The 15,316-nt window shown below is 38.2% G+C and carries 16 protein-coding genes; 8 read left to right on the top strand and 8 right to left on the bottom strand.

The features are described 5' to 3' along the window. Window positions 1-43 precede the first annotated feature (43 nt). On the bottom strand, window positions 44-1,360 hold the full coding sequence (locus ACE01R_RS13445) for a Y-family DNA polymerase (protein ID WP_395551788.1): 1,317 nt from the start codon (window positions 1,358-1,360) through the stop codon (window positions 44-46). Between the two features lie 335 nt (window positions 1,361-1,695). Between ACE01R_RS13445 and ACE01R_RS13440 the strand changes: the two genes are divergently transcribed. Next, the gene (locus ACE01R_RS13440) at window positions 1,696-1,839 is read left to right on the top strand and encodes a hypothetical protein (RefSeq protein WP_171262914.1); all 144 of its coding nucleotides are present in this window, start codon (window positions 1,696-1,698) and stop codon (window positions 1,837-1,839) included. A gap of 118 nt (window positions 1,840-1,957) precedes the next feature. Here the strand turns inward: ACE01R_RS13440 and ACE01R_RS13435 are convergent, their stop codons facing one another. Continuing rightward, window positions 1,958-2,578: a LexA family protein gene (locus ACE01R_RS13435; RefSeq protein WP_395551783.1), complete on the bottom strand. Its 621-nt coding sequence runs from the start codon at window positions 2,576-2,578 to the stop codon at window positions 1,958-1,960. Between the two features lie 128 nt (window positions 2,579-2,706). On the opposite strand from ACE01R_RS13435, the gene ACE01R_RS13430 reads away from it, so the two are divergent. From ACE01R_RS13430 to ACE01R_RS13400, 7 genes are all read left to right on the top strand, one after another. After that, window positions 2,707-3,072 (top strand): hypothetical protein, encoded by a 366-nt coding sequence (locus ACE01R_RS13430; RefSeq protein ID WP_395551782.1) that lies wholly within the window; start codon window positions 2,707-2,709, stop codon window positions 3,070-3,072. Window positions 3,073-3,210: 138 nt separating this feature from the next. Next, the gene (locus ACE01R_RS13425) at window positions 3,211-3,468 is read left to right on the top strand and encodes a hypothetical protein (protein ID WP_395551781.1); all 258 of its coding nucleotides are present in this window, start codon (window positions 3,211-3,213) and stop codon (window positions 3,466-3,468) included. A gap of 4 nt (window positions 3,469-3,472) precedes the next feature. Next, window positions 3,473-4,222 (top strand): zeta toxin, encoded by a 750-nt coding sequence (locus ACE01R_RS13420; RefSeq protein WP_395551779.1) that lies wholly within the window; start codon window positions 3,473-3,475, stop codon window positions 4,220-4,222. A 307-nt stretch (window positions 4,223-4,529) separates the two neighbouring features. After that, window positions 4,530-4,946 carry a YeeE/YedE family protein gene (locus tag ACE01R_RS13415; protein ID WP_395551778.1) on the top strand — a complete coding sequence of 139 codons (417 nt, stop codon included), beginning with the start codon at window positions 4,530-4,532 and terminating at the stop codon, window positions 4,944-4,946. A 1-nt stretch (window position 4,947) separates the two neighbouring features. Then, entirely contained in the window at window positions 4,948-5,370 is a 423-nt protein-coding gene (locus ACE01R_RS13410; RefSeq protein WP_395551777.1) for a DUF6691 family protein, read from the top strand. Next, window positions 5,370-6,239 (top strand): MBL fold metallo-hydrolase, encoded by an 870-nt coding sequence (locus ACE01R_RS13405; protein ID WP_395551851.1) that lies wholly within the window; start codon window positions 5,370-5,372, stop codon window positions 6,237-6,239. Before ACE01R_RS13410 ends, ACE01R_RS13405 begins: the two co-directional genes overlap by 1 nt. A gap of 316 nt (window positions 6,240-6,555) precedes the next feature. Continuing rightward, on the top strand, window positions 6,556-7,320 hold the full coding sequence (locus tag ACE01R_RS13400) for an alpha/beta fold hydrolase (RefSeq protein WP_395551770.1): 765 nt from the start codon (window positions 6,556-6,558) through the stop codon (window positions 7,318-7,320). Between the two features lie 55 nt (window positions 7,321-7,375). On the opposite strand, the gene ACE01R_RS13395 is transcribed toward ACE01R_RS13400, so the two are convergent. From ACE01R_RS13395 to tssH, 6 genes are read right to left on the bottom strand one after another with little or no spacing between them, the layout of a single operon-like run. Continuing rightward, window positions 7,376-8,329, bottom strand: coding sequence for a M15 family metallopeptidase (locus ACE01R_RS13395; RefSeq protein WP_395551764.1), 954 nt, complete (start codon window positions 8,327-8,329; stop codon window positions 7,376-7,378). After that, window positions 8,326-8,946, bottom strand: a complete 621-nt coding sequence (locus ACE01R_RS13390; protein WP_395551759.1) for a hypothetical protein — start codon at window positions 8,944-8,946, stop codon at window positions 8,326-8,328. The genes ACE01R_RS13395 and ACE01R_RS13390 overlap by 4 nt, the downstream gene beginning before the upstream one ends. Before the next feature lie 12 nt (window positions 8,947-8,958). After that, window positions 8,959-9,765 (bottom strand): type IVB secretion system protein IcmH/DotU, encoded by an 807-nt coding sequence (icmH, locus tag ACE01R_RS13385; RefSeq protein WP_395551757.1) that lies wholly within the window; start codon window positions 9,763-9,765, stop codon window positions 8,959-8,961. An 11-nt stretch (window positions 9,766-9,776) separates the two neighbouring features. Further along, window positions 9,777-11,141 carry a type VI secretion system baseplate subunit TssK gene (gene tssK, locus ACE01R_RS13380; protein WP_395551754.1) on the bottom strand — a complete coding sequence of 455 codons (1,365 nt, stop codon included), beginning with the start codon at window positions 11,139-11,141 and terminating at the stop codon, window positions 9,777-9,779. Window positions 11,142-11,146: 5 nt separating this feature from the next. Further along, window positions 11,147-12,298: a type VI secretion system protein TssA gene (tssA, locus tag ACE01R_RS13375; protein WP_395551753.1), complete on the bottom strand. Its 1,152-nt coding sequence runs from the start codon at window positions 12,296-12,298 to the stop codon at window positions 11,147-11,149. Between the two features lie 32 nt (window positions 12,299-12,330). Continuing rightward, window positions 12,331-14,997 carry a type VI secretion system ATPase TssH gene (gene tssH, locus ACE01R_RS13370; protein WP_395551752.1) on the bottom strand — a complete coding sequence of 889 codons (2,667 nt, stop codon included), beginning with the start codon at window positions 14,995-14,997 and terminating at the stop codon, window positions 12,331-12,333. Window positions 14,998-15,316: the final 319 nt, after the last annotated feature.

Genomic DNA, 15,316 nt, shown 5'->3' with positions numbered 1-15,316 from the left:
TATTACTATTTCTTGCATTGTAAGCTAAATTGACCAAAACAGTTCATTTATTTTGTGTAACAGTCAAGGCAGAGTCATGAATCGTAAGCAATTCCTTCCAGCAGGTGGTATAGCGTGGAGAGCGGTGCTGCTGTTTCATCTGCCAAGCCGGATTGGCAGAATGATAACCCACCTGGATACAATTCGAGCCATAGCGTTGTTGCATTTTCAACAGGGTATTCATTAAATTATCACGTTGTTGAATCAGCGCTAAAGGTTGCCATAGGTCATGAATATAGTGCTGTTTAACATGTAAGGCACTAAACATGACTTCCACTTTTATATATTTCTTATTTTCCTTAAATAAAACATCTATTTGCTTTAATGCTGCACAATTTAAAGCAAGTAAGTCATCGGTTGCATATTCCAGACCTAGCGCATGAGAACTCCTCTTTTTATAGGGCGGATTGGGTGTCTTTTCATAGAGTGAAACATGGACGCAGGCACACAGTTGCTGTTGCTTGATTAAGCGTTTATGGGCACGGTTGACATGAAATATGACTGCTTGTTTGATTAGGGTTTTTTCAGTCAATGCTGAAGCAAAACTTCGTGAGGAAAGGATACTTTTTGCTGGTGTTGCAGGGTCATTAAGTGCAATACACGATTGACCTTTTAGTTCACGAATCGTCCGTGCAATCATCACTGAAAATTGTTTGGCAAGATGATGTTCATTGGCAAAAGTTAAGTCATAGCAACTATAAATTTCATAGTCTTGAAGCTGCTTGCTGATTTTACGACCAACACCCCAAATTTCGCTAGCCGGTGTTTCCAGCAGTAAGCTTTCATAACTGCATAAGTCTAAATGCGGCAAATAACAAACTGAGTCAAAACAGGTTCTTTTTTTGGCAAAATAATTGGCCAGTTTGGCTTGGGTTCTGGTTGTGCCAATACCAATACAACAAGGCAAACCAAGCCATTGCTCAATGCGCTTAATCAAGACTCGACAATATTGCTCTACATCAAAATGTTCTGCATAGCTGCTGAGCTGGATAAAGCACTCATCGATTGAATAAGGTTCCAAATCATCCGGATGAAAATGCTGTTCCAGAATCAAAAAAAAGCGCCGCGACATATCTGCGTATAAAGCATAATTACTGGAAAATACTTTTACTCCCGCTGCTAAAGCCCGTTGTTCAATTTCATACCAAGGAATAGCCATGCCGATATTTAAGACCTTGGCTTCATTGCTTCGGGAAACGACACAACCATCATTATTGGACAGGACGACTACCGGCTGTCCATTCAGTTTCGGATTAAATACCCGTTCACAGCTGACATAGCAGTTATTAATATCAATTAAGGCAAAAAGTTGTTGGGCCATTTTTATTCTTGAAATTGTAACGTTTTCAAGATAAGAATAATCCAGTCCCTAAAAAATTACAAATGTAAAAAAGGTGAAATAATCAAGAGGGCATGAGATAAAGAGGTGCAGTAGCCTGTAAGGTTCAGTGTACTTCAGGTTAATAGCGTAAAGATGAAATTTAGTGATGCACTAAAAATCAGTAAATTAATATTCTGAAAATTACAATGAATTAAGTCGATACAGTTTGCGGGTTGGTTAAGTAGAAATATCCTTTAGATTAATAAGAGTCGTAATACATACGACATATCCCTAGCACTCAGAGCTAGTAATCAATCGAAAGGATGGATATGAAAATGGCTAATCAACAACAATCGAATCCGCAAAGCGAAAATCAAAAGCATCAACAGCAGCAACAGCAGCAACAAGACAATCAACGTCAGCAAAACCAAGGCAATCAACGCCAACAGCAGCAAAAAAACCCTCAACAGCAAAAATAATCCTCAGTAAAACTAAGGATTTATGATAAAGCCTCAAGTTTACTACTTGGGGCTTTATCATTTTATTTGAAAGTAAAGATGATGAGCTGCTCCGATTGTGTATTAATCAATAAATTTATTAGCGTAATTTTTTTAAAATACAGGTCACTACACCCCAGATAATCAACTGTTCTTCACTGCGCAAATAAATATCCGGATATTCAGGATTTTCTGCTTTTAACCAGATTTTCAGTTCTCCATTTTTCTGTTTTTCTTTCATTAACCGTTTAACGGTAAACTCATTATTAATTAAGGCCAAAACGATATCGCCATGTTCGGCCTTCAAGCTACGATCAATTAAAATCTGGTCATCAATGTCTATTCCGGCATTCTTCATAGACAATGAATTTACCCGCAAGACAAAGGTGCTTGAGGGGTTGTGCACGAGATATTGATTTAAATCGATGACATCTTCCGTGTAATCCTGAGCTGGAGAAGGAAAACCGGCAGCAACTGACTCCAGCGGATAAGGAATATCGAGTTGGGTCTGAATCTGTATAGGATGCAGTTCAATCTGATGGTTACGGTCATCTGCAGGTTGGGGTTTTAACCATGACTTGATTTCAGATACTTTCGACTCTGGGACCCGCATCACCACGGTTTTTTCCTGATATTGGGTTTTGCGGCCGGCATTCTTGCGTTTGCCACCGTGACCATGTTCAGGGCTTATTGTAGATTCTGTTGTATCTTGTGGTTTCATTTGCATTCTTTTTGATTTTGTAACTTTTTCAAGCTTAGCAAAAAATACTGGAAATAAAAAGTTTAGCTATGGGAAATCGTTCTAAGTTAAACTGTAGCTATTCGGTTTTTATATGCCAGAGAAGCACAATGTCAAAAAATTCCCAATCACTTTCACCTTTAGAAGAACTGATTGCAGAACAAAAGTTATTATGTGAAGAGTTTGATTCTGCTTATGTCAAAGTGAGTGGTGATGATGTCGTAGCGATTGCGGTTCAGACTTTAAATAAGGAACCCATTGTCGGGATTCGTAAAAAGCCTGAAACTGAAGAAAATGTAGCTTGGTTTATCTATGGCGGCGAATTGGAAGAAGGAGAAGATTTTTTCCAGACCATGACGGTTCGGGAGTTACAGGATATTTTACCTGAAGTGCTACCATACCTGGCTTTGGCTGAAGGTTTCCGTTTTATGATTGATCGTGAAGACTATGAAGATGTCTGGAAAGAAGATCAATAATACGTGAGCCACTGATTCAGTGGCTTTAATTAGATTTACTGCAAAGCGTTACATTTCTATGTTGGTGTATTTATAGACAATTATTGCGACTATGCTAATATAATAGGCAAATACACCTTGTGTAACGGGAGTTGTTCCATGACAGCTTATACCATCATGAAAGCAGGCAAATATGAGGATGACATGATTCCTAAACTTGCCATCCATGCTTTCCGTCATGCCTTTAATAAAGCATGTGCTGCAGCAACGGTCGTTTATGCAAAAGAACAGCAACTGGTGCAACGTGAAGTCGATGGACAAGAAACCGTGATTCAAGACTTATCGCATGCTTATATCAGTGTGGATCATCTTCCTAAAGTTTTAAAACGCAAAAGAAAACAAGAGGCAGCTGTATAACTGAATGCCTCAACCAAGAATAAGGATGTTTGCCGGTCCTAATGGATCTGGAAAAAGCACAGTCAAAGAATACTTATTGCCCCATCATATTGGGGCTTATTTAAATGCTGATGAACTGGAACAGAATCTTCGCTTGACTCAGCGCCTAGATTTAATGATCTATCATCCTGCATTAAAAGCCCAAGCTTTAATTGCTTTCCTTAAACAGAAAAAACGTCCTCAATCCGGGCAGCTCGTCGCTTTATTGCAACAAGAACCCACAGTATGCGATGACTGGAATATCCAGTTTCAAGCATCAGCAATAGATTCTTATCTTTGCGCACGGATTATTGACTATATTCGTCTGGAATTTTTGCGTTTAAAGATCAGTTTTACCTTTGAAACGGTAATGTCGCATATCTCTAAAGTTGAATTTCTACAAGAGGCTCAGCGGCAGGGGTTTAAAACCTATTTATATTATGTTTCTACGGTTGACCCGAGAATTAATATTGCCCGGGTTAAATATCGCGTGAGTGTAGGTGGACATCCTGTTCCAGAGCAAAAGATTGTGGAACGTTATTACCGCAGTATAAATTTACTCATGCAGGCGATAGATGCCAGTGACCGTACCTATTTGTTTGATAACTCGTCTAATGGTGAAAAAGCGGCTTTTATTGCCGAGATTGAAGCAGCCGAAACATTGAAAATGAACCCTGAAGTTCAGCAATTACCTTGGTGGTTTGCAGAAAAAGTGCTGAAAGAATTTATAGAATAATCAACACCTATCCAGATCGTGTATTTGGACAAATATCCCTGTCAGTGTCATTCAATAACCACATAGATCAGGAAAATTAAGACGGAAAAATAATCTATATTCCTAAAAGCCCCTGAACAAACAACAAATTAAACAAGATTTACACCAGACTATATATTGCTTTGGCTATGACCGGAGTATAGTGATTTATAGGATAGATATTGATTCCTATAGAACTAAAGCAAACATGTTTCCAATGATTAATGTTTAACCCGTAGAGCAAATTATTTTATTAATAAAAGTATATTGTTTTTTGGAGCATTCTATCATGCATGATTTCCTGCTTGCATTTATTGGTGGAATTCTGCTTGGCCTGTCTGTGGTAGGTTACTTGTATGTGAATGGCCGTATTGCCGGGGTCAGCGGCTTAATTGCACAAGTGCTAAACCCTCAAACCTTGTTTAAAACACCAGCATTGTGGTTTTTGCTAGGCCTATTAGTTGTGCCATTTTTCTATAGTCTTGTGCACACACCCACGATTGTATTAACGGCTAGTCCATTGATGATGATTGTTGCAGGGCTATTGGTCGGCTTTGGTACCCAAATGGGATGTGGTTGTACCAGTGGGCATGGCATTTGTGGAATCAGCCGGTTGTCTAAACGTTCAATCGTTGCGACCATCTCATTTATGTTTGCCGGCTTTGTGACGGTTTATATCATTCGCCATATCACAGGAGCATTCTAACATGAAAAATGTATGGGCTTTTGTATTCGGTGGATTATTTTCAATCGGTCTTATGCTGTCTGGCATGTCTAATCCTAAAAAAATATTAGATTTTTTAGATTTATTTGGACAATGGGATCCGAGTCTTGCCTTTGTTATGCTAGGGGCCATCGCCGTGTCATTCATTCCATTTCAAAAAGCGATACATCAACAGGCACCCAAAACTGTATATGGAGATCCCATTGATTTACCTAAGAATAATAAGATAGATTCTAAGCTGGTAATCGGTAGCCTGATCTTCGGGATCGGCTGGGGGATTGCAGGAATCTGTCCTGCACCAAGTCTGACTTTAATTGGCCTAGGACACTATCAAGCCCTTTATTTTATTGCTGCCATGTTTATTGGTATGGTCATTCAGCGTCAATTGATGGGAAAAAATTCATGATGCAATCTCCACAGGTTCAGAATTTTTTTGATCAGCAGAGTAATACTTTTAGTTATGTGGTCAGCGATCCTGTCAGTCGGTGCTGTGCCATTATTGATTCCGTTCTGGATTATGATGCGCCGTCAGCAACAACAAAGACCACACAGGCCGATTTAATCATCGACTATATTCGTCAAAATAGCCTAAGCGTAGAATGGATTTTAGAAACCCATGTCCATGCAGATCATTTGACCGCCTCGCAATACTTAAAACAACAATTAGGTGGTCGAATTGCCATGAGCAAAAAAATTGCTATTGTGCAGGAAACCTTTAGCGCAATTTATAACCTGGACATCAAGCACTTTAATTCTAGTCAAACCTTTGATCATCTATTTGAAGATGGAGAAATATTTAAAATAGGGGAGTTGGAAGCTTATAACATTCCCACACCTGGACATACGCCGGCTTGTTTAAGCTATGTGATTGGAGATGCTGTATTTGTTGGTGATACCTTATTCATGCCGGATTATGGTACAGCACGTTGTGATTTTCCCAAGGGTAGTGCGGCAACCTTGTTTGATTCAGTGCAAAAACTGTATCAGCTAGATGAAAATATTCGGGTTTTCCTGTGTCATGATTACTTGCCCGCAGGACGGCAGCAATATCAATGTGAAAGCAGTATCCATGAGCAGAAAGAAAACAATATCCATCTAAATGGGCATACCAACAAAGCAGCATTTGTAGAGATGCGAAACCGCCGTGATGCGACATTATCTATGCCAAAGCTGATTTTACCTGCCATTCAGATCAATATGGATGGGGGGAGGTTTCCAGAACCGGAAGCAAATGGAATTCGCTATTTAAAATTGCCATTGAACTATTTTAAGTAAATGCAGAATTTTATTGATCATAATGAGCTTTATAGTTGTAAGTCTTAGATTGGAATTTAAGCAAGATATAAGCTCATTATGCTAAATTTATTTTTTAACTATATGTTTTATAAAAATTAATTAAATATTATAGATATAATGCAATTAACCTGATCATTTCGATCCTTTCAAATGACAGGGTTATCACTTTTAAAATCTATTATTTCTAGTAGTACAAAATAGCCTAAGCAAAAAATACATTTTAAAAAATGGCAATTGATTAAATCCCTATTATCATCAAATATATATTCATCAAAAAATGTAATGAATGAAATCCATGATCTTAAATCACCAAATTCACCTAAATGAAACCACCACAAAAAAAACACCGCTCGTATTTATTCATGGTTTGTTTGGCAGTTTAAGTAATTTGGGCATGTTGGCACGCACATTTTATGAATCACATTCCGTGATTCAAATTGATGTGCGTAATCATGGACATTCCGCGCATTCTCCAGAGATGAATTATGCCGTGATGGCACAAGACATTTTGGATACCTTAGATTCACTCAATATCCAACAATTTTCTGTCATTGGCCATTCAATGGGTGGAAAAATTGCCATGCAATTGGCGAATAGAGCAGGTGAGCGACTGCAACAGTTGGTTGTTCTGGATATCGCACCTTTTGCATATCAGGAAAATCATCACGATCAAATTTTTAAAGCCTTGTTTGCCGTACAAAACGCTAAAGTTGAAAGTCGACAACAAGCCATGCAAATCATGCATGAATATTTAAATGAAGAAATGGTGATCCAGTTTTTAATGAAATCCTTTCATAAAGGGCAATGGTTATTTAATGTCGATGCACTATTTAATCATTATTCAGATATTGTGCATTGGGATGTAATTCTTCCCTGGTCAAAACAGGCTCTGTTTATTCGTGGTGGGCAATCAGCCTATATTAGTAAAGATGAACATTTTGATGCCATCAAACAGCAATTTCCTCATGCCCAAATTCGGGTGATAGAAAATGCTGGACATTGGTTACATGCTGAAAAGACCCAACAAGTGATTGATGAAATAATGCTTTATTTAAAGTAAATTGAAATATTAAAGTAGTAGCTCAATCAAAAAATGAGCTACTACAATTGCATAATCAATTCATATTATTCGCCAATAACTGACCTTCAGATGTTAACTTTTCAGCCATTTCAGCAGTTTTTCTTAATCCTGGCAGTCGATACTCGGTATGACCATAATCTTGAATGGATTTCCATCTGCCACCCCAAGTCAGCCCAACAGATTCAGCAACTTCTCCATAGAGTTGGTAGCCTCGCATGGCCCATGGATCACGTTCAGAAATCACCACTTTGCCATTACGTTTAAAGGCGACATCGGCAGCTAAACCAAATTGATGATAACTTTTGAAACCTTTGGCACGGGTAACATGCTGATTCATAGCCAAGGAATTCTGACGCTCCGGACTACGGTAACCCTCTAATAAAACCATTTCATAACCATGACGTTGTTGCATGATTTTGAATACCATCAATAGGCGCTGTTTATAACGCGGGTTTATTTTATTCCATTTACGATCTGCCGATGCTAGATCTCCATGTGAATGGAATATAGCTAAATCTTCTGTATTTGAATTAAATGGTTCAGTCTGAATGCTGGACGGAGTCACCTCAATATTATTCGCAGAAATAATGGCTTCTTCAATTAATGATTCTGCTATTTCTTCTGGCGGAGACAGCATTTGTCCATCCAGTAAAGCATAAATTTGTGGATCAACTTCTCTTAAATAATTTGCTTCAATTTTGCTGGGGCTAATCGGACGTGTAAAAGCGAAAATCAAAATGCTACTAAACAGGAAAAAACCTGCAATAAGAATCCACCACTGTTGTAAATGCCAATGCGACTGGATTTGTTCAGGAGCCGCTGCTGCATTAAGCTGTTGCATAAATTGTTTAGCGGAATTGAGCTGCCTCTTGCCGTTTGGAATAAGCACTAAAAAAAACTCTTGTACTTTGATGCGCAACTCATAAGAAAACAGCACAGCCAGACTACAAGCCAATAAGATAAAACACAGGAAAATGGCAACAATCATGGTGTCACGGCGGTATCTTTGTGGATTACTGGGGTTCTGGTCACTGCAATTTGTACAGAAGCTTGCGGTATTTCCTCTGTTTCAAGTTCTTTAGACGGAACAAGACTTTTTTCTTTTACTGCATGTTTTATTTCAGACTGCTTATTTTGCACAGCTCTGGGTAAGGCTGCTGTGGTGACTGTTTTAGCCGAAGATGAAGGCTGTTTGCTCTCAACAAGACTGTTCATAGGGTTTTGGCTTTTTGTAACCGGTTTGGGTTGAGCTTGATGAACAAATGCCTTGCTTAAATCACTTTCTTTCGGTTGAGGAAACTCGATAGGATATTCATCCTCATGTGCAAGCTGATGGCTTTGAACATCAGCCTGAAGGGGGTTGGTTTCTATGCTCGGGTTAAGGGGCTGCGTATTTTCTGAAATATCCTGTTCAGCTAAATTTGCATTGATAGAGGTTGTGCTATTTTTAATTTCATGGCTTAAATTGTTTATATAGCTATAGCCTAAAATAGCACTACACGTCACTCCAGTACAAAAGCCTAAAATGCCATACCAAACTGCTGGATAATGATTCTTTTTTTCGGATTGTAATATTCTGAAAGAGGTCTGTTTCTGGTTTGCCATTTTTAATTTTCTTTATGGTAAATGGATCGTGATATAGGCCTGTTCTGCAGTCGGGCTAATAATATTTCGATAGTCTGCTAGAGATTTATCATTTTGATTTAAAAGCATAAAATTTAAAGCTATAAAGACGGATAATGCAAAAATAGCCAAAAAGATCAAAATTCCCCAAAACGGTAATTCGCGGTGAATCATATGTTTAATCTGATCGGGCAAAGCTGCAAATGGAGAGAACGCTGCTTTTTTGCCTTTTAAAAAGTCAATTTCATCGCCAACTCGTGCAACCAGATGATTTAAATTCTGTATAGACTCAATACGAAATTTCCCGTGGAAACCCAGTAACATGCAGTAATGGAAGACTTCCAAGGCCGCTAATCGTTCTTTGCCATGACTACGCAATGACTCTAAAATTTCAAAAAAACGATAACCTGCAAGTTGTGAACCAAAAAGACTTAATTGTAATGGACTAATCATCCAGTTATTTTGTAGATCAAAAAATTGTACATCTTGTTGAGTCACAATCGTTTCATCCAGTAATGCGCAATAGGCATATTTGGCATCATGAATATCATCGGCTGAAAATTGTAATTTTCGCGCCTGATTTTCAAAACGATTAAGCAGATTTAAAATTTTGTCACGAAATTCATTTGCATTATCAGGGATATACTGATTCTTTAAAAGAAATACAATATAAAAACCATCATGTAATAGATCGACCAGATTGGTTGCATTCGTTATTTTTGCTTGAGTGATCGTTGGGTTTAAACCCAGACCAATTTGTCCATCATCAAAAAGTGAAAGCGCATTATTATTTATATTCATTTCAAGCTTCCTTAGCTATTCATGACTGCAATGAGTTCAACCGAAATGTCCTGAAAACCGGCAGGGATATATATACAGAGGGATTCTGCATCTAGCATGCGCTGATAGAGTTCATTATTCGGTTCAATTTCAAAATAACTGACGCCAGAGCGTACTGGAATTGCAGTCGGAACTTGCATTAAGTGATGCAGCGGAATCACCGGCAAGGCGGCAACCACGCGTTGTTCAACATCCACAGTATTACCGACTTTAAAACGAAGCGGGACCAACTGAACCAGTTCATGCGTTTGCATCACGCCACTAGAAACTGCAATATACAGTCGTGTATCTCGCGTGATTTTGTCGGACTCCAGACTTCCCAGCCAATAAGATGGGCGAATTTCTTTTAAGGCAATACTGATATAGCGGTTTGAAATAATGGTATCGAGTAAATCACGTAAAATAATATCTAATTGTGAAAAGCTTTCTTGTAAATGATGATGTTGATATTGTGGTAATTGATCCACTTCATAGGCTGTGGAGAAGGTTAGCAATGATCCGCTTAAACGCAGTAACTCAAAAAACAGTCGTTCCGGATGGATATGCGGATATTGCAACAGATGATTCAGGCTTGCATGTGCAGTATTTAGGGTATTTACTAGCCAAAAAGACACAATATCACCTGAACGGAACTCAATCAGTTTTTGCTCATTTTCACGATTGTTGCTTTGAATGGTTTTGATTTTGGCTTTAACAACATTCAAGGTGCGCTTTAAATTTGAAATAAGCGTTTCAGAAGCCTCAATATGCAAGATCGGTGGGATGAACTTGCTGTCCAGTTCAAAATTTCCAGAACTTTGCCGTTTAATTTTAGCAATCGCCAAATATAAGAAACCATCTAACTCATGGTTCGGCTGCATACTGGAATCGAATAATTTAAATTCTGCACGGCGTCTTAATAGAGTGATATCCGCTGCTGTAGCATCGGTAAACAGGTCATGCGTTTCACTTAGATGTGAGTGATAACGACTGGGTTGGGAATTTTCTTCAAAAGATACATTGCGTTTATTGGGTTGAATAATCGGTAAAGCTAAATATACGGTGATTTCTCCACGTAAATTTAATTCATCCAGTTGAATAGGGTGCGGTAATAAGTCACGTGCAGGTGCCTGATAGATATCACCATCTTGCCAGATCATGTCTATCTTTTCTAAAGCCAATACATGGGTATTGAGTTGTACTTCATCAAATTGAATGGATTGAACACCATACGCAAAAGGAATCGTGGAGCGGATGGTGTGGTTCAAGCGCTGTTCATGATAGGCATCTTGTAATTGAAAATGCTGTGGGCGTAAAAATAAACCTTCGCCCCAAAGAATTTTTTCTGCTTTAAACATTTAATTTACCAATCGTTATTTGAGTTATTCATATTTTTTTGTACACCTAAAAGTTCGTGTACGGTCTCTAAAGGATTTTCATTTTTAATGACTTGGCTGAGCCATTCATGTAAAGGTAACTGACTCCATTTGATGGTTTTTTGCAGCATATAGCTGACCGGACTATGCGGTTCATTGGTCTGAAAATATTGGGCAATTTCTTGTAGAACTCGTATCGCCTGTTCACGATTTGCCAAATGATTTTGAGTCTGTGGTTGAAAGGAGGGTGAATGCATTATAGTTGATGTAGATATTAAATTCGTTGCTGGGTGAATAATTGTTGAAGAATTCGTTATGCCAGAAACAGGTTTTGTCTGATTAGTCGTCACTGTTTCTAAACCAAAAGTATCGGTTTTATAAATTTTTTTCAGACTGTTTTGTATGGATTCCAACTGTGAATCAATGGCAGCAAAACTTGGTGCATCTAGACCCAACAAGCCATCCAGCACCTCTTTTAAAATTTCCCACTGCTGTAAAATAGCAAAAAATTCCTGATAATTTTGATATTGGAAAGATTGTGGAGTCTGCGAGAGCACCTGTTCAAATTGCTCAAGTGATGAACCTGACTGAACATTAGCTTGATCTTCCGGCTGTTTAAGACGTAAATTTTGTTGATGCAATAAACCTTCATAATCCATTAAAGAATAAAAAGGTGCAGCATTTAAAGAATAAAAAGGTGCAGCATTCACAACAGGAATATTTTTAATCAGCATCGGTAGCTGATTAATAAGTCCTTGCAGCAAACCCAGTCGTTGATCCCAATCATCATCTTCAATTTCTGGATGCAATAACATCCAGAAATCGCTTAAGCTACGCTGTGTTAATTCCAAACCTTGGGCTATACCTTCAAAACCATACAGATGAGACCAGGCTTCAATCAACCAGCTATATAAACGAATATCTTTGGTTTTTTCAGTCAGCAATTCAGTCGATTTGGCACTTACAAATCCCCAATCTGCCTGTTTAGGTTCCACAATCCAATCTCCCTGATCCAATAGCGGATCATCCTGAGTTTTTGCTTTCTTAATGGCATGAAACTCATTTGAAAATGAACAATCACTCCCGCAAGGGGCTTCAGCGGAAATCGCTTTTAATAATATTTCGAGTTCTACACTCATGTTTTGCCTTTTAGTCTTTCTAGTTTTTTTAATTATGCTGCAGTCACTTTGCTTTTTTTATTACTGCGCTTTTTTAAAGGTTTAGCAACAGGGTCAAGCTGATAAATGATGTCATCGCCCTGAACATCGATAAATATCTGTTTAGGCAAATTTTGTTCCGCCAAGCAGATTAATATCTGTGTGGCTAAAGCAGGTAATACGGATGAATTGAGAATGTGATCGACATTGCGCGCACCGCTATCTACTTCAGTACAACGGCTGAGCAGTAATTCAGTCAGCTCTTCACTATAAGTCACTTGAGTGGAGTATTGCTGTTCTAGACGGGTAGTAATTTTCCCCAGTTTTTGCTTGATGATGCGCAGCAGTAATTCATCATGTAAAGGAAAGTAGGGTACAACACGCATACGGCCTAAAAATGCAGGTTTAAACTGTTTATATAAACTCGGTTTTAATTGCTCTATTAAGGTTTCAGCTGTTGGCCATTGCTCAACCGGAAAGTTTAAACAAGCTTGCATAATGGCACTTGATCCGGCATTGGAAGTTAATAGAATCGTGGTATTTTTAAAATCAATTAAACGACCTTCACCATCTTCAAGCATGCCTTTATCGAAAACTTGGTAAAATAATTCTTGAACATCAGGATGTGCTTTTTCAATTTCATCCAATAACACCACACTATATGGATTACGGCGTACTGCTTCCGTTAACACACCTCCTTGACCATATCCGATATAACCCGGAGGAGCACCTTTAAGCGAAGAAACCGTATGTGCTTCTTGGTATTCAGACATATTGATGGTAATCAGGTGAGATTCACCGCCATATAGTTCATGTGCTAGTGCCAAAGCTGTTTCAGTTTTACCCACACCACTTGGACCCACCAGTAAAAATACCCCTTGAGGTTTATTCGGATCTTCAAGTTTTGCTTTAGCCGTTTTAATGCCCTGAACCAATTGTTGCAAGGCATAGTCTTGTCCCATCACCCGTTCTGAAAGTTTATCTTCTAAAATTAAAATTTGTTTAATCTCATCATGAACCATGTTGCCTACAGGAATACCTGTCCAATCAGAAATAATTTCCTGAATGATGTGTGCATTGACGCGTTCAAAAACCAAAGGGTTTTTACCTTGGATATCGGCCAATTGTTGACGAAGGGTGCAAATCGCTGCTTTATTTTGATCAGAAGACTCTTGTTGCTCAAGGGTCTGAATGCGCTGAACCAGTTTCAGTTCAGATTTCCATTGTTGTTCTGTAGCTGTTATTTCAAATTCCAGAAGGTTAATTTTCTGCCTTAAAGCGTCTAAACGTTCATGATGAATAGGAAGGGTTTTATGTTCAGTTTCTAGAATTTCAAGTTCTAGATGCAAGTTATGTTGTTGAGCCTTGAGCTGATCTAACTTGATCGGTTGAGCATTTTGGGACAATGCCACACGAGCAGCAGCAGTATCCAGTACACTAATGGCTTTGTCCGGCATCTGGCGCCCACTGATATAATGATGAGAAGAATGGACTGCAGTGAAAATCGCTTCATCATCAATTTGCAAATGAAAATGCTTGGCCATGACCGGAATCATGGCACGCAGCATATCAATCGCTACAGTTTCAGTGGGTTCTTCAACTTTCACCACTTGAAAGCGACGGCTTAATGCGGCATCTTTTTCAAAATATTGTTTATATTCAGCCCAGGTTGTTGCGGCAATGGTACGTAATTCACCACGAGCTAAAGCTGGTTTAAGTAAATTGGCTGCATCATTTTGGCCTGCCTGACCGCCTGCACCAATGAGGCTATGGGCTTCGTCAATAAATAAAATAATAGGGTGAATAGAACTTTGAACTTCCTGAATCACCTGTTTTAAGCGATTTTCAAATTCACCTTTTACACTGGCACCTGCTTGCAGTAGGCCCATATCCAGTACATGTAAATGCACATTTTTTAAAGCCTCTGGAACCTGATTCTGCGCAATTTTAAGCGCTAAACCTTCAACGACTGCTGTTTTCCCGACGCCAGGTTCACCGGTTAAAATAGGATTGTTCTGACGACGGCGCATTAAAATATCCAACATCAAGCGAATTTCAAATTCACGACCAATGACCGGATCAATCGCACCTTGTTTGGCTTTTTCTGTCAGGTTAATGGTGTACTGGTCCAGAGCGGGAGTTTTTAATACTGGCTCGGATTTTTTTTCTGTAAAGACTTCTTGAGAAGATTGTTCCTGTTCAGATTCTTGTTCAATACTGTGTACGCATAGCGCCATGAACTTATGTTTCATCGTATTAATCGGAAACAGTTCAAATAAATTCGAAGCTCGGACTGCAACTTGATAAAGATCAGGAGCAGTCAATAATGCAACCAAGAGATGCCCACTACGAATAAGTGGTTTTTGTTCTGCTGAAGCCAATAACCATGCTTGCTCAAATAAACGAACTATCGAATTTGAAAAAATAGGGGTTCTGGAATTACCTTTAGGTAATTTAGAAATACTGGCTTTCAAATCTTCAATTAAATCTTCAGCCGAAATTTTGTATTTACTCAACAACAGATTTAAATCACTTTTGGTATGATTGTGTAGAATTTCTAAAAATAGATGTTCAATTTCTATTTCATAATTTTGTTGAGAGATGCAGGTGTTCGCCGATTTTTCTAGTGCAACCCGCGCACACGCAGATAATTTTGTGATTAAAATTTTTAAATTATTCATATTTCACTCAACTTTCAAAAACAACAATCAGTTTTTTATTTTATTGCAATGCTGAATTGTCTTGATTTTATGTTTATTTAATTTTTATTTAAAAACAATGCTTTATAATTATTTGTATAAAAGCAATCGGAACATTCTACACATTTCTTTCGAAAAATTAAAAAAAATATGTAGATTCTTTGTTCTTTTTACATAAAAAAACAATTAAAAGTGACAAACATGTAGTTTTTTAGAAATTAACTGTTGACTTTAAGTGATCACTTTTTGTTAAATCTGCGCATTGATAAAAAGTCAAAAAAATAATGAACAAAAATGAGAA

The sequence above is a fragment of the Acinetobacter sp. BSP-28 genome, from assembly GCF_044130285.1.
Taxonomy (GTDB): domain Bacteria; phylum Pseudomonadota; class Gammaproteobacteria; order Pseudomonadales; family Moraxellaceae; genus Acinetobacter.
Note: the sequence above shows the minus strand (reverse complement) of the source record. Positions and strands in the feature narration are given on the sequence as shown.

What these genes read in the sequence shown, in the direction of transcription:
- ACE01R_RS13445 (WP_395551788.1), bottom strand. Translation starts at nt 1,360, where the DNA reads ATGGCCCAACAACTTTTTGCCTTAATTGATATTAATAACTGCTATGTC.
- ACE01R_RS13440 (WP_171262914.1), top strand. Translation starts at nt 1,696, where the DNA reads ATGGCTAATCAACAACAATCGAATCCGCAAAGCGAAAATCAAAAGCAT.
- ACE01R_RS13435 (WP_395551783.1), bottom strand. Translation starts at nt 2,578, where the DNA reads ATGAAACCACAAGATACAACAGAATCTACAATAAGCCCTGAACATGGT.
- ACE01R_RS13430 (WP_395551782.1), top strand. Translation starts at nt 2,707, where the DNA reads ATGTCAAAAAATTCCCAATCACTTTCACCTTTAGAAGAACTGATTGCA.
- ACE01R_RS13425 (WP_395551781.1), top strand. Translation starts at nt 3,211, where the DNA reads ATGACAGCTTATACCATCATGAAAGCAGGCAAATATGAGGATGACATG.
- ACE01R_RS13420 (WP_395551779.1), top strand. Translation starts at nt 3,473, where the DNA reads ATGCCTCAACCAAGAATAAGGATGTTTGCCGGTCCTAATGGATCTGGA.
- ACE01R_RS13415 (WP_395551778.1), top strand. Translation starts at nt 4,530, where the DNA reads ATGCATGATTTCCTGCTTGCATTTATTGGTGGAATTCTGCTTGGCCTG.
- ACE01R_RS13410 (WP_395551777.1), top strand. Translation starts at nt 4,948, where the DNA reads ATGAAAAATGTATGGGCTTTTGTATTCGGTGGATTATTTTCAATCGGT.
- ACE01R_RS13405 (WP_395551851.1), top strand. Translation starts at nt 5,370, where the DNA reads ATGCAATCTCCACAGGTTCAGAATTTTTTTGATCAGCAGAGTAATACT.
- ACE01R_RS13400 (WP_395551770.1), top strand. Translation starts at nt 6,556, where the DNA reads ATGATCTTAAATCACCAAATTCACCTAAATGAAACCACCACAAAAAAA.
- ACE01R_RS13395 (WP_395551764.1), bottom strand. Translation starts at nt 8,329, where the DNA reads ATGATTGTTGCCATTTTCCTGTGTTTTATCTTATTGGCTTGTAGTCTG.
- ACE01R_RS13390 (WP_395551759.1), bottom strand. Translation starts at nt 8,946, where the DNA reads ATGGCAAACCAGAAACAGACCTCTTTCAGAATATTACAATCCGAAAAA.
- icmH (WP_395551757.1), bottom strand. Translation starts at nt 9,765, where the DNA reads ATGAATATAAATAATAATGCGCTTTCACTTTTTGATGATGGACAAATT.
- tssK (WP_395551754.1), bottom strand. Translation starts at nt 11,141, where the DNA reads ATGTTTAAAGCAGAAAAAATTCTTTGGGGCGAAGGTTTATTTTTACGC.
- tssA (WP_395551753.1), bottom strand. Translation starts at nt 12,298, where the DNA reads ATGAGTGTAGAACTCGAAATATTATTAAAAGCGATTTCCGCTGAAGCC.
- tssH (WP_395551752.1), bottom strand. Translation starts at nt 14,997, where the DNA reads ATGAATAATTTAAAAATTTTAATCACAAAATTATCTGCGTGTGCGCGG.